The organism is Shinella sp. 1A1 (genome assembly GCF_055379515.1).
Genome location: NZ_AP039672.1, coordinates 831,446 through 856,114, shown reverse-complemented (window position 1 = coordinate 856,114; position 24,669 = coordinate 831,446). Strand labels below are relative to the sequence as shown.

The following is a 24,669-nucleotide window of genomic DNA, read 5'->3' as shown; positions in this document are numbered from 1 at the left end:
CGTCGTCAAGTACCTCACACCGTGCGAATTGCGCCGGAGCGGAGGCAGGGCTGCGGATAGCTATCGAGAGGAAAATCTGCTGCCAACCGAACTTGCGCGCCGCGCCATTCGATTTTGCGCGCTACAACCACCACGCACCCCGCGAGGGGTTTCTGTCAGAGTTTCTGTCATTTTTTTTCGGAAGATTTCTGTCAGCCCTCGGGATGGCTGTAAATCCTTGTTTTAAAAGGATTTTCACTGGTCGGAGTGGAGTGATTCGAACACTCGACCCCCACGTCCCGAACAACAAGAATTCACCTGAATAGCCTGAGAAACCGGCATTCCTTGCGTTCGTTTGTGGTGCGAAAACGCGCCTGAAAACGTCCATTCGTTGCCAATCATTGCCGTGGATACGAACAGGCGACCCCTACATTAAATCAACACCCTGCCGACCCCCAGTCGGCGGTCGCGCCTTCGTGCGCAGAAAGGACACCCATGCAGATCCTAGAACTTCAACCGATCGACGAGCCAGGAGGCGGCCACAGAGCCATCGCAGTGTTCGACCTGCAGCTTACCCCCGACGTCAGGCTTTACGGCCTGCGCCTCTTGCGCATGCGGGACGGTCGTCTGCTCACCTTCGCGCCGCAGTCAGGCTATCGGCGCGTGGCCACCTTCGCGACTCCGCTGGCCGCCGAGATCACTCAACTTGCAACCGACGAACTGAGGGCAGTGACCGCCGATGACCGCAACGCAGCTTGAAATCGAAGACGAACGCGACGCGGCATTTCGAATTGTGTGCGGTCTGGCCGAGCAATTGTGCGGCGACGTCGTGCTTATACCCTTCAATGACGACAGACCCGACTGGGACGCCACGACCCGCGACACACTGACGAAGATCGCACATTGGTCCGACTTTGATGCCGGTGAGATAGATCGCCTCGCAGTGCTCACCGACAGTTTCGGCCGCTGGTTGCGCGACGCTGACGGCGTGTCCGTAGTGACTTGGTACGGCGGCGGCACGCCTGTGGTGAAACAGATCGATGGCGTGCCGCGAGAAGCGGCAGTCGAGCTCGTCATGGACGCCCTTATTGATCAAGAGCCTATCAGATCTCCACGCCTCCCTACGCCTGCCATCGCCGCTGAGCCTCCAGCCGCCGCTAATGACAACAAGCCTGGCACGCTCCGTCTGCTTAACCCTGCCGACTGGCATGACCAGCCAGTACCTACACGCCAATGGTACGCGGAAGACCTGATACCCTTCCGCCAGGTCACAATCATCAACGGCGACGGCGGCCTCGGCAAGACACTGCTTGCCCTCCAGATTGCCGCAGCCGGCGCTATGGCCATCGATACGCTTGGCATATCTCCTGCTGCCGGTCGGGCGCTTTACGTCGGTGCAGAGGATGAGGCGGACGAATTCTGGCGACGGCTGGATGACATTACAAGGGAGCACGGCAAGTCGCTGCGGGACCTCTCCGACTTTCGGCTCCTGCCGCTAGCCGACATGGACGCGCTACTGATGGTGCCTGACAGGGCGGGGAACATGCATCCCACGCCGCTCATGGGAAAACTCATTGAGGCAGCGGTGGATTTCCAGCCTCGCCTGATTGTGCTCGACACGGCTGCTGACCTTTTCGGCGGCGACGAAATCAAGCGTGGTCAGGTTCGCCAATTCATTGGCGGTCTTCGTCAGATAGCTATCGGCCTGGATTGCGCAATCGTGTTGCTGGCGCACCCGTCCTTGCAGGGAATGCAGTCGGGTAGCGGCTCATCAGGTTCCACCGCATGGAACAACAGCGTGCGTAGCCGCCTGTATCTAACCCGTCCTGATGGCAAGGACGGAGACCCTGACTTGCGCAGCCTCAAGACAATGAAGGCGAACTATGGTGCCACTGGAGGCGAGTTAAAGCTACGCTGGAGGGACGGCGTCTTTGTGCTTGATGACGGGCGACCAGCACCTGGAGCGAGCCTGTTAGCCGCCAGGGCTGAGCGCGTCTTCATGAAAACACTGGAAAAGCTCTTCGGGCAGGGGCAGAAGCTCAGCCCGAGTCCGTCAGCGACATATGCGCCGAAGATTATTGCAGGCCACTCCGACGCATCCGGTATCTCCAGAAAGGAACTGGCAGCTGCACAGCAGCGGCTTCTCGACGCGGGGCAGGTCAGAATTGTTGAAGAGGGGTCACCATCACGCCGAACCAAGTACATCGTCGTGGTGAAAAATCATCCTTCAGACTGACCTTCATACTGGGGTACAGACGCCTTCAGACCCCTTCACACTGGGGGTGCTCACACACCCCCCATACCCCCCTGAGAGTGTGAAGGGGTTCACACCCGCCCTTCGGGGGCGGGCTACCCTTCACACTCACTAGGTTACGGCCAGTACAAGCTGGCCGGAAGATAGCGCCCCTATGTACCCCCCTCACTCTCCTCACTCTTAACTCTTGGTTTTCTCAAGAGTGAGGAGAGATAGGAGAGTGAGGGGGGGTATGTACCCGATTAAACGGGATTGCAGGTCATGCCGTTTCTTCTCGCGTTGTCAACGCAATCAGATCGGTTCGAGTAGCCTTGAGATGCCGCACCAACGATTCTTCCGTTGCTCGCGGTTCTCCTCCAGCGCCAGCCGTCGCTCGCCTGATAGATTTCCCAAGTGTCGCCGTTGTTATCCTTGCAGCTTGCCATACATACCTCCATTGCTAGCTAGCGTTGCAAACGCTACCGCTCAAGAGTTGAGTGGGCAATCGGAATTTTAGAAGTGAATGTCATTCGTCAATTCAGAGGCGAAGAAGCATGCCTAGCCAATCCTCAACCCCGGTGGCCTCCGCATGACCAAGATCCCAGTTTTGATTATTCATAAAATAAAGGAAACGCCGAGGGCTATAAGTGCCTACAGTCCCATAGCTCGATATTTGTCGTCGGTGTAGTACCGCGGACCTGACCGATTTACGATAGCTGTCCTACGATACTCATCTGGCCAGTTGTCGAGTGCGAATTTAATTGCACGCATCTTAAAGGGTACATGAACAACAAACCTGTCGCGAATAATTGGAGGGCATCGATCATCTTGCGTTCGGCTCTCATTCAAATTCGCGGCAATTATTGGGATATCGAGGGAAAGTGCCAGTTCTAGCTCCCATCTTACAAAACGGTACAAATTTTTCGTACTCTCGCCGATGAGAACGATCGCGGCGGCCGATTTTTGCATTCGCGCCCGCAGGTTACGCTTTACGTAGTCCTCCCCCTGAGCACGGCTCGTCATGTTGTCGAGATCGTGGGCATTGGAAAACTTGAAATCCATGCGCTCGTTCGAGTTCCACCCCATCATGTAAGCATACGCCCACTTGTCCTTGTCTCCGTCGAATATGATGTAAGACGGATCTGTATGGGAGGTCATGATGTTAAGCTCCTTGATGCTGACGGGCGGACCATTGAGTATGCTCGCGGGAGAACACTAGTTCTGCTTCGTTCACTGCCGCGGAAAACGCACCGTTTGTCTGCGCATCGCGAATTGGAATTTCCGCTAACCCGATTTCTTGGGCAGTCAGACTGTAGGCGGCAGCGAGTTCATTGAATTTCTTTATCTGAGTCCATCCAACTATCGATGCGGCGATGATCAAAAAAGGCTCTGTTGGCCAGCCCATCACGGCGGGGTCAAATACGCGCACCAAAATGAAGAAAAAACCGACGACATAGGCCGCGATAGACGCGGTGAACCACAGTTTAGCAGCCCGACGATTCGACTCACTTTTGTCGTGATACCATTTACGCTGCTCTTCAACGCGCTCATCCAGATAGATTCTCTTTCTATCAGCGAGACTAAACTCCCTTGTCGTCTGGACCTCATTGGGAAGCTGCTCCGCATTGGAGTTGCTTCGGTCAAAGACGGACGCAACCTCTTTGTTCGTCTCCAGTACCCCTTGCAAAAGCGTGCGAAAATCAGCCCGCGCGTCAGCACTTTTGGCATCGTCAAATGGGACAGCCCGCATAGCAAATCGCCAAGTCATCGTTTTCACCGATTCCGCGAGGGCACGCGAGCGATACCATGTTTGTTCCGGCTTCTGCATGGAGCGCAGTATCATAGCTCCCATAGATGCAAGGAAAGCAAGCGTATAAGCCAGGTAATATCCTCGATGATCGCTCAGTCCGAGCGCAAAGACTCCGCAGACAAAGAGGAGAAAATACTCGAACCGAACAAGTCGCAGGAAGTGACGCTGCGCCCTGTTTGATGCGTCATCGGCACTATGAAACAGCCCTGGATACTTCATCGTCTGCTCGCACCATGATTGCGCCCTCACCCCAGTAGAGCTTATAGGCGCGCGCACAACAAGCGGTTGGTGATATTACGCACAAGCAAGAAAGCGTCACCTCGTGAATGCACACATCGATAGTTATGTCAAGCGACATATTGACAAATTTGTAAAAATGTTCTAAGGTACATAATGGTCGCCATAAGAGCGACACAACAAAGAGCCGCAAGGCGGCCTGCCTTCCAATAATTCGGGGAATTCATGACATTTAACCGCAAGAATGCGGTGCCGCGCGGGCACCGTTTGTACACCTCCGTCGCCACTGTCCTGGAATGGGGGCGGCACGGCCCTCGCTTCACCGCACACGAAACATACGATTCTCGCGGATGGTTGGTGCCGACGAAGCCAGCTCATATCGAGTGGAAGGACTATGCCCCGAAACGCATCCGACCATTCCGCTCGCCGCCGCGCATAGGGTCGACCGCGTGGATAGGTTCGCGCATCGTTGTGCGCCGGCCTGGCGCGACCTTCCGACTCCCCAATGACGGCCCTTCCTGCGCCTGGCTCGCCGAACGCAATGCCGCCGGGACGGCCGACAAGCACGGTCAGCACGCAACCCGCATTGAGCGTCTGCTTGTTGCAGAACAATCGCCGCTCATCGTTCCGCTTCGACTGGTGAAGGAACTCATGCGACCGCCAGTGACGGCCGCCAATGACAACCGACCAGTCGGCGGAGAAGACGCAGAGGCGAGCAGCGGCAACGGGACCGAGAGGGTGCACAACCAGGGCTCAATAACGCCGTCCGTGCCAATGCTGATGGCGGCGTATCGGGACGGCATGGACAACGGGGGGATTTCATTTGTGGAAGGGAACGTGCTGCTTGGCTCCACAAACTGGCGGGGAAAGCTGACAGGTCTCATTTTCCGAGATGGAGAGCTTATTGCTTACGGTGACTACAAGGGGAAGAAGCGTCGCCCCGCCTATACTGCAGACCCGCTTGGCCTCGTCTATGACGAAAAGTCGGAAACCGAGAAGCACGTCGAAGCACAGCCAGCAGAGGACAAGTCGTACACGCGGCTGAAGTCGGCCAGCACCTATGTCTCGGCGCAATCTCCCTACGCGCCCCGGTCTCTCGCACCGCCACCCAAAACGGTCCGCGCCGCGGCAAATGACGACGTCCTAGCCAGCGCCATCGCAAACACGAAGTGCATGCCGCCCGTCAAGCGGCTGCCCGATGGCGTTGCTTTTGACTACGGCCGCCTTGCCGGCGTCTCGGCGATGAAGGGCGTTAGCAACGGCGGGTCGAGCGCAGGAATGCATGAGGTGCTGACCGAAATGGAACGCGCCGAGAATATGGCTGCAGCCGGTATCGACGAAGTTGACCTGGAGGTGCTTGATGCCATTCTTGACGACGCCAGTTTTCGGTCCATCGGATTGAGTTTTGAGCACCCTGAATCATCAGCGTCTCATGAAGGTCGAAAGATAGTGGAGCGGACGCTCAAAAAAATTTCAGAAAAAATCGCCGCATAGTACCACTTCGACAGTTTTTCAGACCCCTTAGATATAGGGCATTCCCCGAGCCCAATACCTCGCCCGGCCTCGCGCCGGGCTTTTTTTGCCACCTCACCTAATCGGAAAACGAAAAATGAACCACGACTTCACGGTCGGCGATGCCGCACGCCTGATCGGCGTCGAGCCCAGCCGAATTCGCAATTGGCAACAACATAGATTCATTGATTTCGGCACCCGCGGCACGAGCGGTCGGTATCGGTTCACGATGCGCGACGTGCGGTGCCTCGCCTTGATGGCGCGCCTCGTCGATCACGGCCTCGAGCCAGGCCGAGCCGCCGTCCAGTCTGCATCCATCGTCGACCGCATGGCCGCATGGCGCGGCCCACCGCTGGTGGCGATCTTCTCGCGCGATCCGAGCGTCTCGCCGGTAATCGTTCCCCAAGACAGTATGCCCGATACAGACGTCCTGATTATCATCGCTCTGGCACCGCTTTTCGCAGATCTCGATACAAGGGCGGCCCGTTGAAAACAACAATCGAAATCTGCGGTGAAATCAACCAGTCTACCCTCGCTTATGTCTTCACCGCTCTCGAAAATCCGTCTGACGAGATCGACATTTTCGTCGACTCCGATGGCGGTATTATCGGTCCAGCGCTCGATATGTACGTGGCCATCCTGGCGCACCCTGCGAGGAAGACGGCGTATATTCGCAACGCTTCCAGCGCAGCGCTTTTTCCGGCCCTAGCCGCTGATCGTCGCATCGCGCTACCTGGCGCCCGGATACTTCTTCATCGGTCTGCATATGTGCCGCCGGCATCCGAACGTTGGACCGCAGACCGCCACGCTGAAGTCGCCGCACAGCTGCGCGAGCGCGACGGTGAGATGGCAGCCGTACTCGCCTACCGGACCGACCGACCCGCCGCGACATTCATCGCAGAGATGGAATCCGAAACCGACGCACCGCTCGATTGGTGCATCGAGCACAACATCATCACAGGAATTAGCACATGACCATAGACACCAAGCGCCTCGCCGACACTCTCGTTGACGGTGCGAAGACATACATCGACAAGACGATGGCCGAGCGCTTTCGCTCTGTTGAAGACCGCCTCCTTGTCCTCGAGACGCTGCTGGCCGACGGTGCCATGAAAACCGCAAAGCCCGTTATCCGGGTAAAGGCAATAAAGGAATCGAAATGACTATTGATACCCAAAAACTGCGCGCGACTATTCTGGCGGACGCCAACGATCTTGGCGTCAGTGACCAGCAGTCAGTCACTATCTTGGCAATCGGCCGCATCGCTCAAGCAACTCTGGTAGGAGAGCTAGAGCGCATGGCTGCGGATGGCGTTCCTCACCTGCAGATCGACGCTTATCGCGAACAACGCGGAGAGCAACTAGGAAACTGGATGAAGATAGAGTGCGAGCGCGCCCGCATGCGGACAGTCGTGCGGGAGGAAGTCGCGAGGTGCCTGGGATGAGGATCCAGATCGAACCGACTGGCGGCGTCTGGTTCGCCCTTACAGTCGCAGGCGCCACCCTCCAGCGGTGCCGGCTCCATCGCGGCCCTGCTGGCTTGCCAGACCTGCGGTTGCCTCACGGCGTGACCTTCTCGCCGGAACTCTTCGCTGCCGCTCGGCGCAAGGCCGTAGATGTCATGGGCGATAACGCGACTGGGGATTGCTGATGCCATCGGCGACTCTCTCCAAATTATATAAGACCGCCCGCTGGCAGCGTCTCCGCGAAGCGCAACTCTCCGCCCAGCCTCTCTGTGAGATATGCCTGGAGGCGGATGAGGTCACGGTCGCAAACACCGTCCATCACAAGGAAGGTGGCCACAAGGGCGACGTTGAGAAGTTCTGGTCGGGGCCTTTTCAAAGCCTCTGCCCCTCCTGTCATTCACGACACGGGAAGCTGGAAGACCACGGCAAGGTCGCCATCCGCTTCGGTGCAGACGGCTACCCCATTTGACCCTCCGGGGGGGGGGGCCTTCGAGTGTTGCGGGAGGTGTCCAGGCTCGGACCGTGAGGGCCCCGCAACGCATATGCGCGTTGCCCCGGTTCAAATGGTTGCGCCCGACGGTCGCCTAAACCCCTAAATTTCAAGGATAAATTCGTGAAACACAAAGTTCCAGGCCATCTGCGGCCTGAGACGCGCAAATGGATTCGCCAGATAGTCGACGATTTCGACCTCGAATCCCACCATTTCCGCGTCCTGGTGCGCACTGCCGAAGCGTGGGACCGTGGCGAGGAAGCCCGCGAGGCGATTGCCAAGGACGGCATCACAATTGCAGACAGGTACGGGGTGCCAAAGGCACATCCCGCCGTAGGCATCGAGCGAGACGCGCGGATTCACTTCTTCCGCGGTATCCGCGAGCTGGCCCTGGATGGCGTCGACGCTCCCGAAACTCCTCGGATGCCTCGCACGTCGGATTACGGGAGTCGCGCCTGATGCCTGTTCGTCGTCGCACTAATCGTCGCACTAATCGGCTCGACTTCCCAGTATCACACGAGCTCGCCGCCGCCTTCCAGGCGTACATTGATAGCGACCCTCCCGGTGGCTGGTGGACAGAGCATTGGCGGCTTCATGACCTTCTCGACGAGGTTGGAGCGCTCGAGATGCCCCTTTGCCCGCCGTGCTGCTATCACCCTCGCGATACCGCGACCCGGTGGGAATACTCGCCTGGGGCTGTCGCTGTTTACCGGAGGCTGGCCAGTGCCCGTCCGTCGAAAAACTAACCGTCGCCGCGCCGACATTGTCGCAGCTCTGTCGGAGCTCTTCGCCACAGGTATCGACTGGGACCAAGAAGCCCGCGCCATAGGTGTTGTAACCGGTCCCTATGACTTCCCGGACGACCTGGATCATGTCCGCGTTCTCTGGCGCCAGCACGGCGAGGCTTTCCTTGCCGGGTACAGAGACCCCTACCTGGAACCTTGGGCGCTCACCGAGTTCGGCGAGCCGTAAAAAAGGACATCATCATGACCAATCACACCGCCGCGCTCGCGGCGAACGAGGACGCGCGCCATGGCCACTGAGGTCGAAAAGCTCGTCGTCCAACTCTCTGCTGACGTCAAAAAGTATGAGAACGCCCTGAGCAAAGCCATGGGCGTAACGAACCAGAGAACGAAAGCAATCGAGAACCGCTTTGCCAAGATGAATAAAGGCATTGCGGCCAGTTTCACCTCGATGTCGGCCGGCTTCGCTGGCGCCTTTGCCGTTGCTGCGTCGGTGCGTGGCGTGACGCAACTGACGGACGCGGCGACCAAAATCGAGAACGCGCTAAAAGTGACCGGCTTGCAAGGCGCCGCCCTTGATGGCGTCTTCTCCCAGCTTTTCGAGTCGGCACAGCGAAATGCCGCGCCGATCGAATCCCTGACGACGCTGTACTCCCGGCTGGCGTTGACCCAAAAAGAGCTTGGGGTAAATCAGCAGGAGTTGGTGAATTTCACCGACAAAGTCAGCCTGGCGTTGCGCGTTGGCGGCACAGATGCCGTTCAGGCCAGTGGCGCGCTTCTACAGCTTTCTCAGGCTCTTGGCGGCGGCATTGTCCGCGCGGAGGAATTTACTTCCGTCTTGGAAGGGGCTCCGACAATCGCTCAGGCTGCCGCCGCCGGTCTGAAAGAAGCCGGCGGCTCGGTGGCGCAGCTACGCAAACTTGTTGTCGATGGCAAGGTTAGCAGCGAGGCGTTCTTCAGGGCCTTTGAAGCCGGCGCGGTTACGCTGGAAAGCAAGGTGGCCGGAGCGGAACTGACGGTAAGTCAGCAGTTCGTGCGGCTGCAAAACGTCATGATCGCCACCGCCGGAAAGATCGATGGAGTTACCGGCGCGTCGCAAACGCTTGGGAAAGCCATCGAAACGGTTGCAAAGACGATTGAGGCTTTCGGAAAGCGTGTCGATCAGGCGTCACAGTCCGACCTGGCGGGCCTACTCGGTTGGTTCGCCGACGCCATCGACAAGGCCAGCCAGTTTCGGGATGTCATGGGTGGCGTGCTCGGAATTCTCGACAAAATGGGCTCGATTAATTCCGACATCCTAAACGGCCGCGACGTGGGTTCGACGCTTCGGGAGTCCAACATCCAGAACCGGATTGACGCAGCGTTTGAGGGCACGGGCGCTACCCCAAAAACCGGACGTCTGCCTGCGAATCCGAAGGTTGAGGAGGTTAGTCTCAGTCACTTCAAGCTCCCACCTGGATCCGACAAGAAGGGCCGAAAAGCTCGCGCCGACGAATACGAACGCGAAATTCAGCAGATCCGCGAACGCACCGCAGCGCTTCAGGCCGCAGTGGCCGCCCAGGCGGGCATTGCTGGCGACCTATTCACATTGGAAGGAATTTGAATGACAGGCTTCATGATCAAACCCCGCCACGACCGCGTAGAAATCGCAACTGATGGCGCAGTTTACGACGGCGACGGTGTCCTGCTCGACACGACCTATAAGGTACGCGTGGCCGATAACCTCCCGCTCGCCGTTGTGGGCAGCGGCACCGTGGCGCACATTGACCTTGTCGCCGACGCCATCCTTGCCGCTACCGCCGCTGCTGGCTCGGTGGACGCCACCATCGAAATCCTGGCGGTCTCGCTGCAGGCCATTGCCGCGGACGCCGCCTTTGACAGCCCCGTGCGCATCGTCATCGCTGCTATCTCCGAAAGCCACGGGCCGACATGCTGGGTCTTTGATACTTTCGAGGAAGACGGCCCGGCGTTCGAGCTTCGCGAGGCGCCATTCGGCATCGGCCAAGGTGAGCTTCCCCCCGCGAAGGACATGCTCGAGCGCGGTATTGAGACCGGCGACAGCCTCGAGAAGCATGCTGTGTGGTTCTTCGACTTCATGCGCAGCCGGAAGCGGGTCAGCCCGGTCTCACCCGAGAAGGGGCCGATTTACAATATCGGCGGCCATGTGGATTTCACTGTTCTGCGGGCGGACGGCGTCGAGACGAAGCGGCTCCACACGTGGGACGACGATGTGGTGGGGCAGAAGATCGAGCCGGAGCGAGCGGCGGCATGATCGCGCTTTCGAACTTGAACCGCATGGGTGGCCGAGTAGCGGCCACTTTCACCGCAACCGTCGGCGACCTTGCTTTGCCAGGCTGCGCGCTCATTCGACGCGCCGAGGGCTATAGCTTGTCTATTCCGCGGATCGGCACGCCGTCGCGGCCGGCGCCGTTGAGTGTGGTGGAATTGGTGGAGCTGGAGAGGGTGGCGGTGGAGATGGTGGGATAGGCTCTTGAGAACGCGGAACGCCGGATGCTATATCCGGCAAGTTGTAATTATGCGATTCGATCCATGGCAAGAGCACCATGGGAGGGTGACTTCCCAGACGTTTTCGTAAACTGTAAATGGAAGTCGCCAGATGCGAAAATCATCTGTCTTGCGGATCATGGTCTGTATGATGCTGCCAAGGGCCAGCGCGATATGGACGCTGCACTTGGCCTACTTGATGACATCGTCCTAGAGAAGACAGTTTCTAAGCTCCGAGGGCTTGAACGCCAGTATGGCGTCAAACCAAAGCTTATCGCTCCGGCGGCTCAGGTAAGCGAATCCAACAATGCACTAGCGATTGGCTATGCAAACTGGCTGGGTCATGAACTTGGTTGGCCTGTGGACGAGAACATCTTCCAAATGAAAGATTTCTCGAAGGACAAGTTGAACGGCTGGGTACGCATTGCGCATCGCTCGACGTTCTATGGCGAAATTGACAAGAAGACCCCATATGTCATAGTGGATGACGTCATCACCCTGGGTGGAACATTGGCCGACCTACGGTCGTTCATTCTCGGGAAAGGTGGGCGTGTTATTGGTATGAGCACAATCGCCTCGAGAGATGGTAATGATGTTCGGATCCGACTCGACACTGATACCCAAGCAAAGCTGGAGAAATCATATGGGAGCGATCTTGCAAAATTTTGCCACGAGCTTCTCGGCTTTGATCATAGGGGCTTCACCGACCCCGAAGCAGACCGGGTACTCAGTTGTTCGGGTTATGTCGACCTCAGAAAGAAAATCGTGCGAGGCCGTAACGAGGGCGATGCATCGCGAAGCAAGAAACAAGCTGCGCGATAGGCCGAAAAAATTTGGATAGTCGACGATACAAATCAAAAGGACAAGGCGCCATTCTGGCGCCTTTTTATTTGATGTCCCAATAGGTTTTCAAACACAGGGCGTCCATTTCGACGCCCTTGTCCAGCGACGTGCCGGCTATGCGGTGGATGTCAGGACCGAGTTCTTTCCCGCGCTGCGCCGCTCTTTCGCCCATGTCACGCGAAAACCGCCCGCCCCGTTGTTAGGGCGAGCGGCTTTGCGCCTTCTGCGGCGGCTTTCTATTGTGATGCGCCACTAGGCAACATCCCTTTTTTCTCCAGGTCATCGGCTATCAGCTTCTCAATGTACGAAGCAACAGATCGCCTATCCGCCTTTGCGGCGGCATCGATTGCTTCTTTCATCTTCGGTTCGATTCTGATGCCGATGGCAGCGGTCTTAGCCATCGGGTCTCCTCTACATGGTAGTGCCGGTCGGTGGGCGGCGTTTGCATGATACTAACATTTTTCGCGAAACGCTAGTTGACAGCTTGTTTGCGTTATGAAATACATATACTAACAAATGCAAACACACCGGAGCGACCCATGCCGAAGCAAAACGTATTAAGCGAAGTCCTAACGGCTAGAGCCGACGCCTTCATGGATATGGAAGACGACCTCAATGTCACCTTCCGCCAATCACGGCTGGCCATGATCACCTTGGAACACGCCCTGGGCGAGGTTCGTGCGCTTCATGGGACTGCGAAGCGCCTCGGCGATGTATGTATGGAATACCACCTCCGGCAGATCGCCCGCAGCCTCTCCGCTGTGTTCGATGCGGTGATGGAAGCGGACGCCGCATCCGGCCGTCTGGAGCACCGCTATTATTTGGGGGAAGCGGCATGACACCGACCCAACGCCACCGCATCGAGCGCACAATTGAAGCGCTCATCTCCATCCTGGATGTCGCTGACGGCGATCCTCACCTTGAGGACGACGAGCGTGAAGACGACCCCGCTGAGAGGGGGATCGCCGACTACGACGGGCTGATCGAGCAAGGCTTCGGCAATCTCTGGGGAGACACAGTGCAATGACCCCGACCCCGATGACGTATCTCGACCTCTATGAACCGGGCACGATCGTCCGCCTCAAGAACGGCACGGTGTTCACCGCCGGCAAGTTCTGGCCTGAGCTTCCCGCCGTCGATCTGATGGCCGATGGCAGGCGTCTTTTGACGGTGAGCGAACGCTGGTTGAGGGACAACGTCGAGAGCATCCGCTTTCCGGCGGAGCAGCCGAAGCGCTCGGCGCCTGCCGAGCAGCGCCATAAGTCTCGTCCCGTTCGATACATAGACGGGAGCTTCTGATCTTTCGCCCCTGTACCGGCGCGGGACTTCTAGCCCGTGAGCCGTAATTGGATGATGCCCGTTCGAGTCGGGCCAGGGGCTCCACCGTTTACCAGAGCCTCGAGCGCGATCACCACCGGCCCTACACGTCCGGCGCGCTCGGCGACTTTTTCAGACATGTCAGAAGAATATTGAGTCTAGGTACGGAGAAGATTTGCTATCTCAATCAATGTAATATGCGTAAACACCGCTTGAAAAATATAGTCGATCTTCTTTTCTGCTGGATCTCCATAGTAGTGAGCCTCTGAATTAAATTTTGTAGGCCTGCTTTCATCCTCAATTATCAGAATATTCGACGATGCTGAAACTATGGGGCCGGAAAGATAAAATCTCATCTCCGGCTTTCCCAAATCAGATCGCACAACCGTAAACGGATTATGCTCGTCGGCCCAAGCTCCTGTAGAAAATGAAACTAATGCCGCCTCAATAACGTCAATGATGCTGTGATCGTCCGGCAAAATATTGAGTTCTATGCACGGTAGGAACCCTAGTGCCCACCTCTTTCTGTGGCCGCGCCAGTCCGTCACGCGGCATGATTGATACTGATGGACGCATTCGACGCTTTTTTTGACCGACGTGGTGACTGCTGCCGCTACTAGAAGATGCGCCGCATCTCGCGCGGTCATTGATCCTGCACCACGGCCAGCCTTCTCCTTGCTCATCAGACCATGATCGCGGAGCTCGCGGGCCTGCTGACGAACAGTTGCCACTTCGAGCCTAAAACGCCGCGCAATCAATTCCGCCAGTTCGCCCGGTTTCGCCAAGTCTCTGTCTCCGCTGCTGGTCGTATCCCGACCCCTTTAGCGGCATCACGGAAACGTGTCAATTTATCGATAGTGAAAGTATCGATATTTTTAGTTTCGATATCTTGACTATCGATTTAATCGAGACTAACACTGTCGATACGCATTCAATCCAACGACGGGCGCGTCGCTAGTTAAGAGGAGAATGACCATGAAATATTTTACGGTTGAGATCGCAGGCAAAGCCGTTGCAGCATTCCGGACGGATGACAGGGAGGACGCCGAGCAGATCCTAGAGGCGGCCTACTTCCGGGAAGACCTTACGGTACTGACCGACCAGGAAGGTAATCCGCTCTGGGACGGCCAGCAGGAACTGCTACTGCGCAAGGCATCGAAAGAGGAGGCCGCTAGCGTTGAGAAGGTGTGGGAGCAGGACGACGACCGCATGAAGACCATGGACGACGAGTATATCGCCTTCCTTGTTCCGGTGAGCGACCCGACCGACTCGGAAGTGGAAGACGCCTGAATCCACAGGGGAGAGTCGTTATGGAACGCCTGTGCACCGCAACCCTGACCCGATCGACACGTATTGGCGTCGCCGGAACCTACACCGTTCGCGCCGGTGACGGGGAGATCATCCCCGGAAACTTCACAAAGGATGAAGCGGATTTGATTGTCGCAACGCTGAACGGCGGGGGCGACATCGCCCGCCTTGAAGAGTGGGCAGAAACGAAGGGCAGTATGCTCAAGTATGTGCTCGGAGAGCATATCAAGCGTTTGCGCATCAAGGCTACCTGATGCGCCCCGTTCCCGCCAATGACAACATCCAGCCAGACGCGCCGGTCAGGCTGGCTGACATCCTCCCTGTCGCGTTCCCGCACGGCGGAATGACCGTAAGCGGCCTCCGAAAGGAGGCCGCGCGCGGTCGGCTCTTGCTCATGCGGATCGCAGGGAAGGACTTCACGACGATGCGATCGATAGAGGAGATGAAGGAGCAATGTCGCGTGCACGCAAACCAGCCAGGCTTTGGCTCCGACCGGCCGATAAGGACCGAGAGGCGGTCTGGCTCATCCTCGACGGAGGGAAGCAGTTCCGCACAGGCTGCGGTCAGCGTGATCGTGCAGGAGCTGAGAAGGCGCTAGCGGAGCATATCGGAAGGCAGTTCCTTGCTCATGCTCCCAAGCGAAACCGGGCAGCGTCCGAAGTGGCGATCGCCGAGGTACTGGCTCACTATCTCTCCTTGAAGAAGGACACGGCGACCCGGCCGAAAGAACTTGCGGCGCGTGCCGAGAACCTTATGGCGTTCTGGGGTGACAAAACCCTCGACGACATTACGAGCGGCACCTGTGCCGAGTACGTGCGCCGCCGCGGGAATCAAAATGGTTCCCGGCGTGAACTGGAGGATCTGCGCGCCGCGTGCCGCCAGGCCATCGCCGATAATGTCACGCGCCAATCTGTAACCGTTACCCTGCCGCCAAAGGCCAAAGGGAGGGTCAAGCATCTAGACCGCCCGACCCTCGCCAAGCTTATCTGGGCCGCCTACCGCAAACGTGGTAGATTCCGCGGTGCCCCAAACAAGCGGAAGCCTACAGTCCACATCGCGCGGTTTGCTTTGGCTGCGGTGTACACCGGCAGTCGCTCATCGCGGATATGGCAGGCGTCGTTTGTGAAGGAGCCGGGGCGCCCGTACATCGATCTGGAGGCCGGCGTATTCTATCGCGCGTGGGAGGGTGAGATGGTGGCCTCGAATAAGCGTGCGCCGCCGATCCGCCTTCCTGCTCGTCTGCTCGCCCATATGAGGCGGTGGCATGCTAAGGGCGCCAAGTATGTCGTCGAGTACAACGGCAAGCCTGCGGACCCCAAGCGAGCTTTCCGCAACTTGGTCGACGAGGTGTTGGGTGAGGGCGCCGACGGCGTCGTCCGACACACCTTGCGGCACACCGCGGCCACATGGCTCATGCAGGCAGCCACCGACAAGTGGGAGGCATCCGGCTATCTGGGGATGACCCTGGAGACGCTAGAGAAAACATACGGCCATCACCACCCGGATCATCAGGCGGGTGTCGGTCAAGCATTTACAACAGGGAGGGCGGGGCGAATGAAGTAGCCATTCATTGCCGTATTCATTGCCGTGATTTTTGGGTGTTGTTTCGGGAAAGGTCTGAACCGCCTCATTCTTCAGGGGTTCAAGCTGGTCGGAGTGGAGTGATTCGAACACTCGACCCCCACGTCCCGAACGTGGTGCGCTACCAGACTGCGCTACACTCCGTGACCAGTGGCGCTCCTATAGAACAGGCTTTCGGTTTCGACAAGCGCAAAATATCAAAAAAATCCGCGATGTTGGGGAAAGTGCCGGAACGCCGGGGAAAACTTTTTGAAACGCTCGAAATGTCGGGAACCGGAGGCGGGGTGTGACGTTTGCCGAGCCATGGAACAGATCGTTGCAGACCTTTTTCCGAACACGCAGGTGCCCTATCCGGTCATCCTTGCCCGGATGGTGGGGGCGATTCTTTTCGGTGCGGTCATCGGTGCGGAGCGGGAATACCGTGATCATGCGGCGGGTCTTCGCACCCATATCCTCGTTGCGCTCGCGGCCTGCGTCTTTGCTCTTCTCGCGCTCGAAAGCGTGCATATGGCGAGCTTTTCCGATGAACAGGTCCGTATCGATCCGCTCCGGGTCGTCGAGGCCGTCACGGCGGGTGTCGCCTTCCTTGCCGCCGGCATGATCGTCTTCTCGCGCGGCGAGGTGAGAGGGCTGACGACCGGAGCGGGCATGTGGCTTGCCGGTGCCGTCGGCCTTTCCGTCGGTCTCGGCTATTGGTTCATCGGGTTCTTCGCGACGCTTGCTTGCTTCATCGTACTGTTCATCCTTGGAAAATTCGAGACACGCCTCGGTGTGGGAAGCTCGAAGGAAGAGGAGGATAAGCAGAGCTGAGTGATGCCTTCCGTTTCTCTGTCGCGATGTGCCGATGGAACAATATGATGGACGCGACGTTATCGGTTCGACACAATGATGGAAAGGAAAATACCGATGGCTCGGGCATTGATTCTCTGGTTGATGGGCGTTCCGCTCTTCATTGTTCTCCTGCTTTGGTATTTCTTCTTCTGATCTGTCGAAGACGAAGTGGAATACCCTGAAATGGGCACTCTTTGCTTCCGGCAAAGGGTGCCTTTCCTTTGGCGGTAGTTCAAACGAAAAGCGGCGCCGCAAGGGCGCCGCTTTCCAATAAGCTTCAGGAAGACAGACTTATTCGTCCAGATCGGCAAGCACTTCCGCGGCGCGTCCTGCGCTGGTGTGGCGCACGTCGACGTCGTGGCGGCGATCCGCGAAAAGCTCGGTCGCCATGATCTTCTCCGCAAGGTCGGCGGGCAGCGAGAGCAGCACGCGCTGGTCGTCCTTGTGGATGCCGCCGAGTTCCGAGCGGCGGCCCGTGATCATGCCGCCGGCCACCGTGTTGTTGGTGTCGGGGTCGATCAGGATGAAGGCGCCGGTCGTGCGGTTCTGCTCGTAGGTATCGAAAATCGCCTGTTCGTCGAAGGTGAGGTGCACCTTGCCGATGGCATTCATGCCCAGATTGTCCGCCGCGTTCCATTTGGAAGACTTCAGGTCGAGCTGGCTCACCGGCTCGACGGTGACGCGCTGGCGGCGCGAGCCGCTCTTCAGCCAGTAGCGCTTGCCCGGCTCGATGCCGTCCGGCTGGAGGGCGACGATCTGCGCGTCGAAGCCGCGGCCGGTCATCGGCTGGCTGTCGATGGCGACGATCATGTCACCGCGCGCCACATCCACCTGGCGGTCGAGGACGAGGGTGATCGCGTCCCCGGCGACGGCCGCGTTGCGCACGAGGTCGAAGGTGACGATCTTGGTGACGTTCGCGACCATGCCGGAGGGCAGGACGACGACCGAATCGCCCGGCTTCACCGAGCCGCCGGCAACGGTACCCTGATAGCCGCGGAAACTTTCGCCCGGGCGCGAGACGCGCTGTACCGGCAGGCGGAAGCCGACCGTCTGGTTGGAGCGGGTGGTGGCCTTTTCCAGCGTCTCGACCAGTGTCGGGCCGTCATACCAGGGCATGGAGGCGCGGCCGTCATAGACGACGTTCTCGCCCTTCAGCGCCGAGATCGGGATGGCGGTGATCTGCTTGACGCCGAGCGTCAACGCGAACTCCTTGAAGTCGTGCACGATCTCGATGAAGCGGGCGCGGTCGTAGTTCGTCAGGTCGATCTTGTTGACCGCGAGAACGAACTGGCGGATGCCCATCAGCGAGGCGATGGTGGCGTGGCGGCGCGTCTGTTCCAGGATGCCGGCGCGGGCATCGACCAGCAGCACGGCAAGGTCCGCCGTCGAAGCGCCGGTCGCCATGTTGCGGGTATATTGCTCATGGCCGGGCGTATCGGCGACGATGAAGGAGCGGCGGTCCGTCGAGAAATAGCGATAGGCGACGTCGATGGTGATGCCCTGCTCGCGCTCGGCCTGCAGGCCGTCGAGCAGCAGCGCGAAATCGGGCAGGCCGAGATCGTTCTGCTTGCCGCTGTCGCGGTGGAGCGTGGCGGCCTGGTCTTCCTTGACGGCCTTGGTATCCCAGAGCAGGCGGCCGATCAGCGTCGACTTGCCGTCGTCGACCGAGCCGCAGGTGATGAGGCGAAGCGGGCGGGAATCGCGGATCGCGCGGGCCTGACCAAGGGCGGATTCTTCGAGCGGAAGAACCTCGGCGGTTGCAGTGGCGGAAACGGTCATCTCAGAAATACCCTTCGCGTTTCTTCTTTTCCATGGAGCCGGACTGGTCGCGGTCGATCGCGCGGCCCTGGCGTTCGGAGACGGTGGCGGTCTCCAGCTCGGCGATGATGTCGTCGAGCGTTTCGGCATTGGAGCGGATGGCGCCGGTCAGCGGGAAGCAGCCGAGCGTGCGGAAGCGGATGACGCCTTCCTGCTTCACCTCGCCGGGAAGCAGTTCCAGGCGCGGATCCTCGGCCATGATCATCATGCCGTCGCGCTCCACATAGGGGCGCTTCTTCGCGAAGTAGAGCGGCACGATCGGGATATCCTCGGCCTGGATGTAGCGCCAGATGTCGACCTCGGTCCAGTTGGAGAGCGGGAAAGCGCGCACGCTCTCGCCCTGGCGGATCATGCCGTTATAGACGTTCCACAGTTCCGGGCGCTGGTTGCGCGGGTCCCAGCGATGATCCGGCGTGCGGAAGGAGTAGATGCGCTCCTTGGCGCGCGAGGCCTCCTCGTCGCGCCGCGCGCCGCCGAAGGCCGCGTCATACTTGCCGGCGTCGAGCGCTTGGCGCAGCGATTCCGTCTTCATGATGTCGGTGTAGAGCGCCGAGCCGTGCGAGAACGGCGTGACATTCTCCGCCGCGCCGCGCGGGTTGACGTGCTCGATGAGGTCGAGATCGTATTCCTTGACGATATTGTCGCGGAATTCGATCATCTCGGCGAATTTCCAGCCCGTGTTGACATGCAGCAGCGGGAAGGGGACGCGGCCCGGATAGAAGGCTTTTCGCGCGAGATGCAGCAGGACGGAACTATCCTTGCCGATCGAATAGAGCATGACGGGACGCTCGAATTCGGCGGCGACTTCGCGGAAGATGTGGATCGCTTCGTTTTCCAGCGCCTTCAGATGCGGGTCGAGCGGCGGCTTCGACGTGGCGTTCGGCTTGGCTTCCGCCTCGTTACGGATATCGGACATTAAACTCTTCACTCCGGATAGGGATGCCTTGGGAGGGCTGTTCGGGTCAGGCCGCGCTGGGGGCCGGGATGGTGGAGGCGGCGGCCTCGGTGACGTGCAGGCCGCATTCGCGCTTCTCGTCGTTCTCCCACCACCAGCGGCCGGCGCGCTCGGGCTCGCCCGGCTTGATGGCGCGCGTACACGGCTCGCAGCCGATGGAGGGGTAGCCGCGACCGTGCATCGGGTTCACCGGCACGGCATTGTCGGCCACATAGGCCTTGATGCGGTCGATGTCCCAGTCGGCCAGCGGATTGATCTTGATGAGGTTGCGCTCGGCGTCATGTTCGGCAAAGGGCGTATCCGCCCGGTTGCCGGACTGGCCGCGGCGAAGGCCGGTGATCCAGAAGGATGCCCCTTCGAGCGCGCGCGCAAGCGGCTTCAGCTTGCGCACGCTGCAACAGGCATGCCGCGCCTCGATGCTCTCGTAGAAGCCGTTGAGGCCGTACTGCGCCGCATAGGCGTCGATATCGTCCTGCACGGGCACGTAGCGGGCGATGGTGATGCCGTACTGTCCCTCGGTCTCGTCGATGAGATCGACGGTCTCCTTGAAGAGCCGGCCCGTCTCCAGCGTCACGACGTCGATGGCAAGCCGTTCGGTGCCGATGGCGGCGGTGATCACCTGATCCTCGATGCCGAGGCTGGTGGTGAAGACGGCACGCCCGCCAAGTTCGGCCACGAGCGCCAGGCGCCCGGCAAGGTCGAGACCGGCGAGTTTGTCGTTCAGGGTTTCCGCGATCCCGTTTCCGGTAAGAGCAGTCATTCCGTTTCCAAGCCTTTGCGAGAATTTGCCGGATTATCGCAGGCTTGGGGGAGGGCAGACAGCAAAACGGATTTCCAAAGCGTGAGGACGAAGAGCAAATATCTCTCCATCTCAGCCCCAAGGCAGAAATCCTGCCGCCGGGGAAAGCTTTGATATTATTCTATAAATTTAGTAGATAATAGGGTGGTTGTAGATAGGCGCTCAGGCGGCCGCCTCCATGTCGAACTCGAAGTGAATCCGGTCGTAGGGGAAGGAGAAGCCGTTTTCGGTCTTGTCGATCACACCGCTCTTCGCCAGCATGTCGAGATCCCCGTGGACGTTCTTGATGTCGCGGTTCACCAGCTTCGCCACTTCGCGCACGGTGAGCGAACCCCGGCCGGCCATCGCCATGACGATCTCCGTCCGCTTGGGCGCCAGCGTCCGGTGCATTGCTTCCCACGAGTCGAACGACAGGACGGATCGAGCCTCGACGACTTCGCCAGCCTCTGCCCGCTTCGAGGCATCGACCGCGGAGGCGATCACGTCCTTCATGCTTTCAATCTTCACGGTCAGCGTTTCCATCGATCCATCCTTTCATGTCCGCATCAAAGTCCAGCAGCAGTTTCTCGATAGACTGAAAGGCATACGGCTGCTCCTCGGCGCCGATATGCTTGTGGTCCCCTTTGCCGGCTTCGTTGTCGTAGCGCATCACGCAGATGCCATCGGCCACGAAAGCCAGACGATACTTGAAGGGGTGAGGGCTGCCGCGCAGTGGCTCGGGCACCCGCCATATCACGAGGTCGGCGAACATGGCCTCGCCGATATGTCGCCTTGTCTTGAGGATCAGCCTCGCCTGCATGTTGGTGTTTATACCATCAAGCGATCTTGTTGGCAATTGCACCAACGGATGGTGGAGGAATGTCGAGGTGAGGCAGCACCGGGAACACTGAAGTGATCCCGGTGCTTTGATGGCAATAGGACTACCGATCACTCACCGCCGCCCGCGGGTTCACCCATGGCTCCTGGTTGGAGCGCGCCAGCGGCTGCTTGCCGAGAATGTGGTCGGCCGCTTTCTCCCCAGTCATGATCGACGGCGCGTTGAGGTTGCCGTAGGTCACATGCGGGAAGATGGAGCTATCCGCCACGCGCAGCCCGTCGACGCCGATCACGCGGGTCTGCGGGTCGACCACCGCCATCGGATCGTCCGCCGCGCCCATGCGGCAGGTGCCGCAGGGATGGTAGGCGCTTTCCAGATGCTCGCGCAGGAAGACGTCGATCTCCTCGTCCGTCTGCACCTTGTCGCCGGGCTGGATTTCCGGGCCGCGGAACTCGTCGAAGGCCTTCTGGCCGAAGATTTCACGGGTGAGGCGCACGCAATGGCGGAACTTGATCCAGTCCTCCTCGTGGCTCATGTAGTTGAAGCGGATCACCGGATCGGCCATCGGGTCGGCCGAGCGCAGGGTCACGTTGCCGCGCGACTTCGACAGGTTGTAGCCGACATGCGCCTGGAAGCCGTGGCTCTTGGCCGCCGCCTTGCCGTCATAGGAAATGGCGACGGGCAGGAAGTGGTACTGGATATCCGGCTGCTTCAGCCCCGGCGCTGAGCGCAGGAACGCGCAGGCCTCGAACTGGTTGGAGGCCCCGAGGCCGCCCTTGGAAAGCAACCATTGTGCGCCCGCCACGCCCTGCCAGAACCACGGCAGCCAGGAATAGAGCGAGACCGGCTTGGTGGAGACCTGCTGGAAATAGAACTCCATATGGTCCTGCAGGTTTGCGCCGACGCCCGGCCGGTCCACCTTCACCTCGATGCCCATGTCCTTCAGATGCTGCGCCGGGCCGATGCCCGAGAGCATCAGGAGCTTCGGCGAGTTGAAGGAGGAAGCCGAGACGACGACTTCCCGGTTCGCCTTCACCACTTCGATCTTGCCGTTGCGCTCGATCTCGACGCCGACCGCCCGGCCATTTTCGATGACGATTTTCCGGGCGAAGCAGCGCACGAGGGAAACGTTCTGCCGCTTCATCGCCGGGCGCAGATAGGCGTTCGCCGCTGACCAGCGCCGGCCGTTGTAGATCGTCTGCTCCATCAGGCCGAAACCTTCCTGCTTGGAGCCGTTGTAGTCTTCTGTCGTCTCGAAGCCGGCGTCCCGGCCGGCCTGGATGAAGGCGTGGAAGAGCGGGTTCGTCACCGGCCCGCGCCGGACATGCAGCGGCCCGTTGGTGCCGCGCCAGCCCGCCTCGCCGCCGAGCGAGGTCTCCAGCCGCTTGTAATAGGGCAGCACGTCCGCATAGGCCCAGCCCTGCGCGCCGAGCTCTTCCCAGCGGTTGAAATCCTCCGCATGGCCGCGCACATAGACGAGACCATTGATCGAGGACGAGCCGCCGAGCACCTTTCCGCGCGGCGCTGTAATGCGCCGGTTGTTGAGGTGCGGTTCCGGCTCGGAGAGATAGCCCCAGTTATAGCGCTTCATGCTCATCGGCCAGGCAAGCGCGGCCGGCATCTGGATGAACGGCCCGATATCCGAGCCACCATATTCCAGCACCATGACCGTATGCTTGCCGTCCTCCGAAAGCCGGTAGGCGAGCGCCGAGCCGGCCGAGCCGGAGCCGATAATGATGTAGTCTGCGTTTTGCATGGCGGTGTTCTCTTTCGTGTGACGCTTGGCCCCTCATCCGCCTGCCGGCACCTTCTCCCCGTAAACGGGGCGAAGGGGGATGTGGCATGCGCTCGATCCGGTCCTCACCGCCTCCGATTTGAAAGAAAAAGGAAGCGATTGTCGTCCTTCTCCCCGTTTACGGGGAGAAGGTGCCGGCAGGCGGATGAGGGGCATTCACCATCAAATCAATACGGCGCCTCGACCTTGCCCATCGACACATAGACCGTCTTCAGCTCGCTGTAGTGTTCCAGCGCGGCGAGGGAATTCTCGCGTCCGAAGCCCGACTGCTTGGAGCCGCCGAAGGGGATTTCCACGGGGGCGAGGTTGTAGGTGTTGATCCAGAGCGTGCCGGCTTCCAGCTGGTCGACGACCCGGTGCGCGCGGGTGATGTCGGTGGTGAAGACGCCGCCGGAAAGGCCGAATTCCGTGGCGTTGCCGCGTTCGATGACCTCTTCCTCATTGTCGAAGTCGAGCACGCACATGACCGGGCCGAAGATCTCTTCTCGCGCGATGGTCATGCCATCGGTGACATCGGCGAAGACAGTCGGCTGGATGTAGTAGCCTTCACCCGAAACGGCGTTGGGAATGCCCCCGCCGGTGAGCAGTGTCGCGCCCTCGGCCTTGCCCTTTTCGATATAGTCGAGAACCTTGTCGCGCTGCGCCTTCGAGACCATCGGCCCAAGCTGCGTCGCCTCGTCCATCGGATCGCCGATCAGGATTTTCTCCGTGCGTTCCTTCAGGCGGGCGAGGAACTTCTGCTTGATGCCCTTCTGCACGAAGACGCGCGTGCCGTTCGAGCAGACCTGCCCGGTCGAATAGAAGTTGCCGAGCATCGCCCCGCCGATGGCGCTTTCGAGGTCGGCGTCATCGAAGACGATGAGCGGCGACTTGCCGCCGAGTTCCATCGTCACATGCTTGAGGTCGGAAGCGGCGGCGCCCGCCACCTTCTTGCCCGTCGGCACGGAGCCGGTCAGCGAGACCTTGGCGACATCGGGGTGGTTGACGAGCAGCGGCCCCGTCGAGCGATCCCCCTGGATGACATTGTAGAGACCCTTCGGCAGGCCGGCCTCGACGAGGATTTCCGCGATCTTCAGCGCGCCGAGCGGCGTGTTCTCCGAGGGCTTGAAGACCATGGCATTGCCGCAGACGAGCGCCGGCGCGCCCTTCCAGCAGGCGATCTGCTGCGGATAGTTCCATGCGCCGATGCCGACGCAGACGCCGAGCGGCACGCGCTTGGTGAAGGCGAAGTCCTGCCCGAGCGGGATATAGTCGCCATTGAGACCCGCCGCTGCGATACCGCCGAAGAACTCGAAGGCGTCCGCGCCTGATGTCGGGTCGGCGATGATGGTCTCCTGGATCGGCTTGCCGGTATCGAGCGTTTCCAATTCGGAAAGCTCGCGGTTGCGCTCGCGCATGATCTCGGCCGCGCGCTTGAGGATGCGGCCGCGCGCGGTGGGGCTCATGCCCGCCCATTCCTTCTGCGCGCGCTTGGCCGAGGCAATGGCCTTTTCCACGATGGCCGGCGTTGCCGCGTGCAGGCGCGCGATCACCTCGCCGGTGGCGGGATAGACGCTCTCGAAGGGCGTGCCGGCAACGTCTTCCACATACTCGCCGTCGATGAAATGCGAGGCTTTCGGTTGGGCTTTCAT

33 protein-coding genes and 2 tRNA genes are annotated in these 24,669 nt (G+C 59.7%); 22 read left to right on the top strand and 13 right to left on the bottom strand.

Annotated elements, in window-relative coordinates; all coding sequences use genetic code 11:
* The first annotated feature begins 474 nt into the window (after positions 1 to 474).
* On the top strand, positions 475 to 738 hold the full coding sequence (locus tag ACZ48C_RS20725; RefSeq protein WP_464783914.1) for a hypothetical protein: 264 nt from the start codon (positions 475 to 477) through the stop codon (positions 736 to 738).
* On the top strand, positions 719 to 2,215 hold the full coding sequence (locus tag ACZ48C_RS20720) for an AAA family ATPase (RefSeq protein WP_464783913.1): 1,497 nt from the start codon (positions 719 to 721) through the stop codon (positions 2,213 to 2,215). Before ACZ48C_RS20725 ends, ACZ48C_RS20720 begins: the two co-directional genes overlap by 20 nt.
* A gap of 260 nt (positions 2,216 to 2,475) precedes the next feature.
* On the opposite strand, the gene ACZ48C_RS20715 is transcribed toward ACZ48C_RS20720, so the two are convergent.
* From ACZ48C_RS20715 to ACZ48C_RS20705, 3 genes are all read right to left on the bottom strand, one after another.
* Positions 2,476 to 2,658, bottom strand: a complete 183-nt coding sequence (locus ACZ48C_RS20715) for a YegP family protein (protein WP_173988085.1) — start codon at positions 2,656 to 2,658, stop codon at positions 2,476 to 2,478.
* Between the two features lie 205 nt (positions 2,659 to 2,863).
* The gene (locus ACZ48C_RS20710) at positions 2,864 to 3,370 is read right to left on the bottom strand and encodes a TIR domain-containing protein (protein WP_464783912.1); all 507 of its coding nucleotides are present in this window, start codon (positions 3,368 to 3,370) and stop codon (positions 2,864 to 2,866) included.
* Between the two features lie 4 nt (positions 3,371 to 3,374).
* Positions 3,375 to 4,241, bottom strand: a complete 867-nt coding sequence (locus tag ACZ48C_RS20705; RefSeq protein ID WP_464783911.1) for a DUF4231 domain-containing protein — start codon at positions 4,239 to 4,241, stop codon at positions 3,375 to 3,377.
* Between the two features lie 243 nt (positions 4,242 to 4,484).
* On the opposite strand from ACZ48C_RS20705, the gene ACZ48C_RS20700 reads away from it, so the two are divergent.
* The 12 genes from ACZ48C_RS20700 to ACZ48C_RS20645 all read left to right on the top strand — a co-directional run bounded on the left by ACZ48C_RS20700 (position 4,485) and on the right by ACZ48C_RS20645 (position 11,796).
* Complete coding sequence (locus ACZ48C_RS20700; protein WP_464783910.1) at positions 4,485 to 5,753, top strand: hypothetical protein; 1,269 nt, start codon at positions 4,485 to 4,487, stop codon at positions 5,751 to 5,753.
* Between the two features lie 115 nt (positions 5,754 to 5,868).
* A complete protein-coding gene (locus tag ACZ48C_RS20695; protein WP_464783909.1) occupies positions 5,869 to 6,261 on the top strand; it encodes a MerR family transcriptional regulator in 393 nt (130 codons plus the stop codon).
* Positions 6,258 to 6,746, top strand: coding sequence for an ATP-dependent Clp protease proteolytic subunit (locus ACZ48C_RS20690; RefSeq protein ID WP_464783908.1), 489 nt, complete (start codon positions 6,258 to 6,260; stop codon positions 6,744 to 6,746). Before ACZ48C_RS20695 ends, ACZ48C_RS20690 begins: the two co-directional genes overlap by 4 nt.
* Positions 6,743 to 6,934, top strand: a complete 192-nt coding sequence (locus ACZ48C_RS20685; protein ID WP_464783907.1) for a hypothetical protein — start codon at positions 6,743 to 6,745, stop codon at positions 6,932 to 6,934. The genes ACZ48C_RS20690 and ACZ48C_RS20685 overlap by 4 nt, the downstream gene beginning before the upstream one ends.
* Positions 6,931 to 7,215, top strand: a complete 285-nt coding sequence (locus tag ACZ48C_RS20680; RefSeq protein WP_464783906.1) for a hypothetical protein — start codon at positions 6,931 to 6,933, stop codon at positions 7,213 to 7,215. Before ACZ48C_RS20685 ends, ACZ48C_RS20680 begins: the two co-directional genes overlap by 4 nt.
* Before the next feature lie 205 nt (positions 7,216 to 7,420).
* A complete protein-coding gene (locus tag ACZ48C_RS20675; protein ID WP_464783905.1) occupies positions 7,421 to 7,705 on the top strand; it encodes an HNH endonuclease family protein in 285 nt (94 codons plus the stop codon).
* 144 nt (positions 7,706 to 7,849) lie between these two features.
* Positions 7,850 to 8,185, top strand: coding sequence for a P27 family phage terminase small subunit (locus ACZ48C_RS20670; RefSeq protein ID WP_464783904.1), 336 nt, complete (start codon positions 7,850 to 7,852; stop codon positions 8,183 to 8,185).
* A 135-nt stretch (positions 8,186 to 8,320) separates the two neighbouring features.
* Entirely contained in the window at positions 8,321 to 8,698 is a 378-nt protein-coding gene (locus ACZ48C_RS20665; RefSeq protein ID WP_464783903.1) for a hypothetical protein, read from the top strand.
* Positions 8,699 to 8,758: 60 nt separating this feature from the next.
* Positions 8,759 to 10,072 (top strand): tape measure protein, encoded by a 1,314-nt coding sequence (locus tag ACZ48C_RS20660; protein ID WP_464783902.1) that lies wholly within the window; start codon positions 8,759 to 8,761, stop codon positions 10,070 to 10,072.
* Positions 10,073 to 10,741: a hypothetical protein gene (locus ACZ48C_RS20655; RefSeq protein ID WP_464783901.1), complete on the top strand. Its 669-nt coding sequence runs from the start codon at positions 10,073 to 10,075 to the stop codon at positions 10,739 to 10,741.
* Complete coding sequence (locus ACZ48C_RS20650; protein ID WP_464783900.1) at positions 10,738 to 10,956, top strand: hypothetical protein; 219 nt, start codon at positions 10,738 to 10,740, stop codon at positions 10,954 to 10,956. Before ACZ48C_RS20655 ends, ACZ48C_RS20650 begins: the two co-directional genes overlap by 4 nt.
* A gap of 63 nt (positions 10,957 to 11,019) precedes the next feature.
* Positions 11,020 to 11,796: a phosphoribosyltransferase gene (locus tag ACZ48C_RS20645; protein WP_160787624.1), complete on the top strand. Its 777-nt coding sequence runs from the start codon at positions 11,020 to 11,022 to the stop codon at positions 11,794 to 11,796.
* A gap of 257 nt (positions 11,797 to 12,053) precedes the next feature.
* Here the strand turns inward: ACZ48C_RS20645 and ACZ48C_RS20640 are convergent, their stop codons facing one another.
* Complete coding sequence (locus ACZ48C_RS20640; protein ID WP_170299580.1) at positions 12,054 to 12,218, bottom strand: hypothetical protein; 165 nt, start codon at positions 12,216 to 12,218, stop codon at positions 12,054 to 12,056.
* A 138-nt stretch (positions 12,219 to 12,356) separates the two neighbouring features.
* On the opposite strand from ACZ48C_RS20640, the gene ACZ48C_RS20635 reads away from it, so the two are divergent.
* The 4 genes from ACZ48C_RS20635 (at position 12,357) to ACZ48C_RS20620 (ending at position 13,200) form a co-directional block, all read left to right on the top strand.
* Positions 12,357 to 12,656: a hypothetical protein gene (locus ACZ48C_RS20635; RefSeq protein ID WP_464783899.1), complete on the top strand. Its 300-nt coding sequence runs from the start codon at positions 12,357 to 12,359 to the stop codon at positions 12,654 to 12,656.
* Entirely contained in the window at positions 12,653 to 12,844 is a 192-nt protein-coding gene (locus ACZ48C_RS20630) for a hypothetical protein (RefSeq protein ID WP_464783898.1), read from the top strand. Before ACZ48C_RS20635 ends, ACZ48C_RS20630 begins: the two co-directional genes overlap by 4 nt.
* Positions 12,841 to 13,116 (top strand): hypothetical protein, encoded by a 276-nt coding sequence (locus ACZ48C_RS20625; RefSeq protein ID WP_464783897.1) that lies wholly within the window; start codon positions 12,841 to 12,843, stop codon positions 13,114 to 13,116. The genes ACZ48C_RS20630 and ACZ48C_RS20625 overlap by 4 nt, the downstream gene beginning before the upstream one ends.
* 6 nt (positions 13,117 to 13,122) lie before the next feature.
* Positions 13,123 to 13,200, top strand: a tRNA-OTHER gene (locus ACZ48C_RS20620).
* A gap of 92 nt (positions 13,201 to 13,292) precedes the next feature.
* Here the strand turns inward: ACZ48C_RS20620 and ACZ48C_RS20615 are convergent.
* The gene (locus ACZ48C_RS20615; protein WP_313194480.1) at positions 13,293 to 13,919 is read right to left on the bottom strand and encodes a hypothetical protein; all 627 of its coding nucleotides are present in this window, start codon (positions 13,917 to 13,919) and stop codon (positions 13,293 to 13,295) included.
* A 190-nt stretch (positions 13,920 to 14,109) separates the two neighbouring features.
* Here ACZ48C_RS20615 and ACZ48C_RS20610 point away from each other — a divergent pair, with 190 nt between their 5' ends.
* The 3 genes from ACZ48C_RS20610 to ACZ48C_RS20600 all read left to right on the top strand — a co-directional run bounded on the left by ACZ48C_RS20610 (position 14,110) and on the right by ACZ48C_RS20600 (position 16,005).
* A complete protein-coding gene (locus ACZ48C_RS20610; protein WP_464783896.1) occupies positions 14,110 to 14,424 on the top strand; it encodes a hypothetical protein in 315 nt (104 codons plus the stop codon).
* A 20-nt stretch (positions 14,425 to 14,444) separates the two neighbouring features.
* The gene (locus ACZ48C_RS20605) at positions 14,445 to 14,696 is read left to right on the top strand and encodes a hypothetical protein (protein ID WP_464783895.1); all 252 of its coding nucleotides are present in this window, start codon (positions 14,445 to 14,447) and stop codon (positions 14,694 to 14,696) included.
* 199 nt (positions 14,697 to 14,895) lie between these two features.
* A complete protein-coding gene (locus ACZ48C_RS20600; protein WP_464783894.1) occupies positions 14,896 to 16,005 on the top strand; it encodes an integrase in 1,110 nt (369 codons plus the stop codon).
* Between the two features lie 85 nt (positions 16,006 to 16,090).
* Here ACZ48C_RS20600 and ACZ48C_RS20595 read toward each other — a convergent pair.
* Positions 16,091 to 16,167 (bottom strand) — tRNA-Pro (locus tag ACZ48C_RS20595).
* Positions 16,168 to 16,326: 159 nt separating this feature from the next.
* Here ACZ48C_RS20595 and ACZ48C_RS20590 point away from each other — a divergent pair.
* Positions 16,327 to 16,833: an MgtC/SapB family protein gene (locus tag ACZ48C_RS20590; protein ID WP_454631649.1), complete on the top strand. Its 507-nt coding sequence runs from the start codon at positions 16,327 to 16,329 to the stop codon at positions 16,831 to 16,833.
* A gap of 312 nt (positions 16,834 to 17,145) precedes the next feature.
* Here the strand turns inward: ACZ48C_RS20590 and cysN are convergent, their stop codons facing one another.
* The 7 genes from cysN to betB form a co-directional block, all read right to left on the bottom strand.
* Complete coding sequence (gene cysN, locus ACZ48C_RS20585; protein ID WP_464783893.1) at positions 17,146 to 18,633, bottom strand: sulfate adenylyltransferase subunit CysN; 1,488 nt, start codon at positions 18,631 to 18,633, stop codon at positions 17,146 to 17,148.
* 1 nt (position 18,634) lies between these two features.
* Positions 18,635 to 19,588 (bottom strand): sulfate adenylyltransferase subunit CysD, encoded by a 954-nt coding sequence (gene cysD, locus ACZ48C_RS20580; RefSeq protein ID WP_318912719.1) that lies wholly within the window; start codon positions 19,586 to 19,588, stop codon positions 18,635 to 18,637.
* A 46-nt stretch (positions 19,589 to 19,634) separates the two neighbouring features.
* Positions 19,635 to 20,387, bottom strand: coding sequence for a phosphoadenylyl-sulfate reductase (locus ACZ48C_RS20575; protein ID WP_464783892.1), 753 nt, complete (start codon positions 20,385 to 20,387; stop codon positions 19,635 to 19,637).
* Positions 20,388 to 20,588: 201 nt separating this feature from the next.
* Positions 20,589 to 20,948 carry an HVO_A0114 family putative DNA-binding protein gene (locus tag ACZ48C_RS20570; protein WP_464783891.1) on the bottom strand — a complete coding sequence of 120 codons (360 nt, stop codon included), beginning with the start codon at positions 20,946 to 20,948 and terminating at the stop codon, positions 20,589 to 20,591.
* Positions 20,923 to 21,177 carry a toxin-antitoxin system TumE family protein gene (locus ACZ48C_RS20565; RefSeq protein ID WP_464783890.1) on the bottom strand — a complete coding sequence of 85 codons (255 nt, stop codon included), beginning with the start codon at positions 21,175 to 21,177 and terminating at the stop codon, positions 20,923 to 20,925. Before ACZ48C_RS20565 ends, ACZ48C_RS20570 begins: the two co-directional genes overlap by 26 nt.
* A 169-nt stretch (positions 21,178 to 21,346) precedes the next feature.
* Positions 21,347 to 22,999, bottom strand: a complete 1,653-nt coding sequence (gene betA / locus ACZ48C_RS20560; RefSeq protein WP_464783889.1) for a choline dehydrogenase — start codon at positions 22,997 to 22,999, stop codon at positions 21,347 to 21,349.
* Positions 23,000 to 23,205: 206 nt separating this feature from the next.
* Positions 23,206 to 24,669, bottom strand: a complete 1,464-nt coding sequence (gene betB / locus ACZ48C_RS20555; protein WP_464783888.1) for a betaine-aldehyde dehydrogenase — start codon at positions 24,667 to 24,669, stop codon at positions 23,206 to 23,208.

Bases quoted from the DNA above. Each gene is read 5' to 3' on its own strand.
- ACZ48C_RS20630 (WP_464783898.1), top strand. From the start codon at position 12,653: ATGACACCGACCCAACGCCACCGCATCGAGCGCACAATTGAAGCGCTC.
- ACZ48C_RS20565 (WP_464783890.1), bottom strand. From the start codon at position 21,177: ATGTTCGCCGACCTCGTGATATGGCGGGTGCCCGAGCCACTGCGCGGC.
- ACZ48C_RS20570 (WP_464783891.1), bottom strand. From the start codon at position 20,948: ATGGAAACGCTGACCGTGAAGATTGAAAGCATGAAGGACGTGATCGCC.
- ACZ48C_RS20665 (WP_464783903.1), top strand. From the start codon at position 8,321: ATGACCTTCTCGACGAGGTTGGAGCGCTCGAGATGCCCCTTTGCCCGC.
- ACZ48C_RS20680 (WP_464783906.1), top strand. From the start codon at position 6,931: ATGACTATTGATACCCAAAAACTGCGCGCGACTATTCTGGCGGACGCC.
- ACZ48C_RS20625 (WP_464783897.1), top strand. From the start codon at position 12,841: ATGACCCCGACCCCGATGACGTATCTCGACCTCTATGAACCGGGCACG.
- ACZ48C_RS20705 (WP_464783911.1), bottom strand. From the start codon at position 4,241: ATGAAGTATCCAGGGCTGTTTCATAGTGCCGATGACGCATCAAACAGG.
- ACZ48C_RS20720 (WP_464783913.1), top strand. From the start codon at position 719: ATGACCGCAACGCAGCTTGAAATCGAAGACGAACGCGACGCGGCATTT.
- ACZ48C_RS20635 (WP_464783899.1), top strand. From the start codon at position 12,357: ATGCCGAAGCAAAACGTATTAAGCGAAGTCCTAACGGCTAGAGCCGAC.
- ACZ48C_RS20610 (WP_464783896.1), top strand. From the start codon at position 14,110: ATGAAATATTTTACGGTTGAGATCGCAGGCAAAGCCGTTGCAGCATTC.
- ACZ48C_RS20700 (WP_464783910.1), top strand. From the start codon at position 4,485: ATGACATTTAACCGCAAGAATGCGGTGCCGCGCGGGCACCGTTTGTAC.
- ACZ48C_RS20710 (WP_464783912.1), bottom strand. From the start codon at position 3,370: ATGACCTCCCATACAGATCCGTCTTACATCATATTCGACGGAGACAAG.
- ACZ48C_RS20660 (WP_464783902.1), top strand. From the start codon at position 8,759: ATGGCCACTGAGGTCGAAAAGCTCGTCGTCCAACTCTCTGCTGACGTC.
- ACZ48C_RS20725 (WP_464783914.1), top strand. From the start codon at position 475: ATGCAGATCCTAGAACTTCAACCGATCGACGAGCCAGGAGGCGGCCAC.
- ACZ48C_RS20605 (WP_464783895.1), top strand. From the start codon at position 14,445: ATGGAACGCCTGTGCACCGCAACCCTGACCCGATCGACACGTATTGGC.
- ACZ48C_RS20715 (WP_173988085.1), bottom strand. From the start codon at position 2,658: ATGGCAAGCTGCAAGGATAACAACGGCGACACTTGGGAAATCTATCAG.
- ACZ48C_RS20695 (WP_464783909.1), top strand. From the start codon at position 5,869: ATGAACCACGACTTCACGGTCGGCGATGCCGCACGCCTGATCGGCGTC.
- betB (WP_464783888.1), bottom strand. From the start codon at position 24,669: ATGAAAGCCCAACCGAAAGCCTCGCATTTCATCGACGGCGAGTATGTG.
- ACZ48C_RS20645 (WP_160787624.1), top strand. From the start codon at position 11,020: ATGGCAAGAGCACCATGGGAGGGTGACTTCCCAGACGTTTTCGTAAAC.
- ACZ48C_RS20640 (WP_170299580.1), bottom strand. From the start codon at position 12,218: ATGGCTAAGACCGCTGCCATCGGCATCAGAATCGAACCGAAGATGAAA.
- ACZ48C_RS20600 (WP_464783894.1), top strand. From the start codon at position 14,896: ATGTCGCGTGCACGCAAACCAGCCAGGCTTTGGCTCCGACCGGCCGAT.
- ACZ48C_RS20590 (WP_454631649.1), top strand. From the start codon at position 16,327: ATGGAACAGATCGTTGCAGACCTTTTTCCGAACACGCAGGTGCCCTAT.
- ACZ48C_RS20655 (WP_464783901.1), top strand. From the start codon at position 10,073: ATGACAGGCTTCATGATCAAACCCCGCCACGACCGCGTAGAAATCGCA.
- betA (WP_464783889.1), bottom strand. From the start codon at position 22,999: ATGCAAAACGCAGACTACATCATTATCGGCTCCGGCTCGGCCGGCTCG.
- cysD (WP_318912719.1), bottom strand. From the start codon at position 19,588: ATGTCCGATATCCGTAACGAGGCGGAAGCCAAGCCGAACGCCACGTCG.
- cysN (WP_464783893.1), bottom strand. From the start codon at position 18,633: ATGACCGTTTCCGCCACTGCAACCGCCGAGGTTCTTCCGCTCGAAGAA.
- ACZ48C_RS20675 (WP_464783905.1), top strand. From the start codon at position 7,421: ATGCCATCGGCGACTCTCTCCAAATTATATAAGACCGCCCGCTGGCAG.
- ACZ48C_RS20650 (WP_464783900.1), top strand. From the start codon at position 10,738: ATGATCGCGCTTTCGAACTTGAACCGCATGGGTGGCCGAGTAGCGGCC.
- ACZ48C_RS20575 (WP_464783892.1), bottom strand. From the start codon at position 20,387: ATGACTGCTCTTACCGGAAACGGGATCGCGGAAACCCTGAACGACAAA.
- ACZ48C_RS20685 (WP_464783907.1), top strand. From the start codon at position 6,743: ATGACCATAGACACCAAGCGCCTCGCCGACACTCTCGTTGACGGTGCG.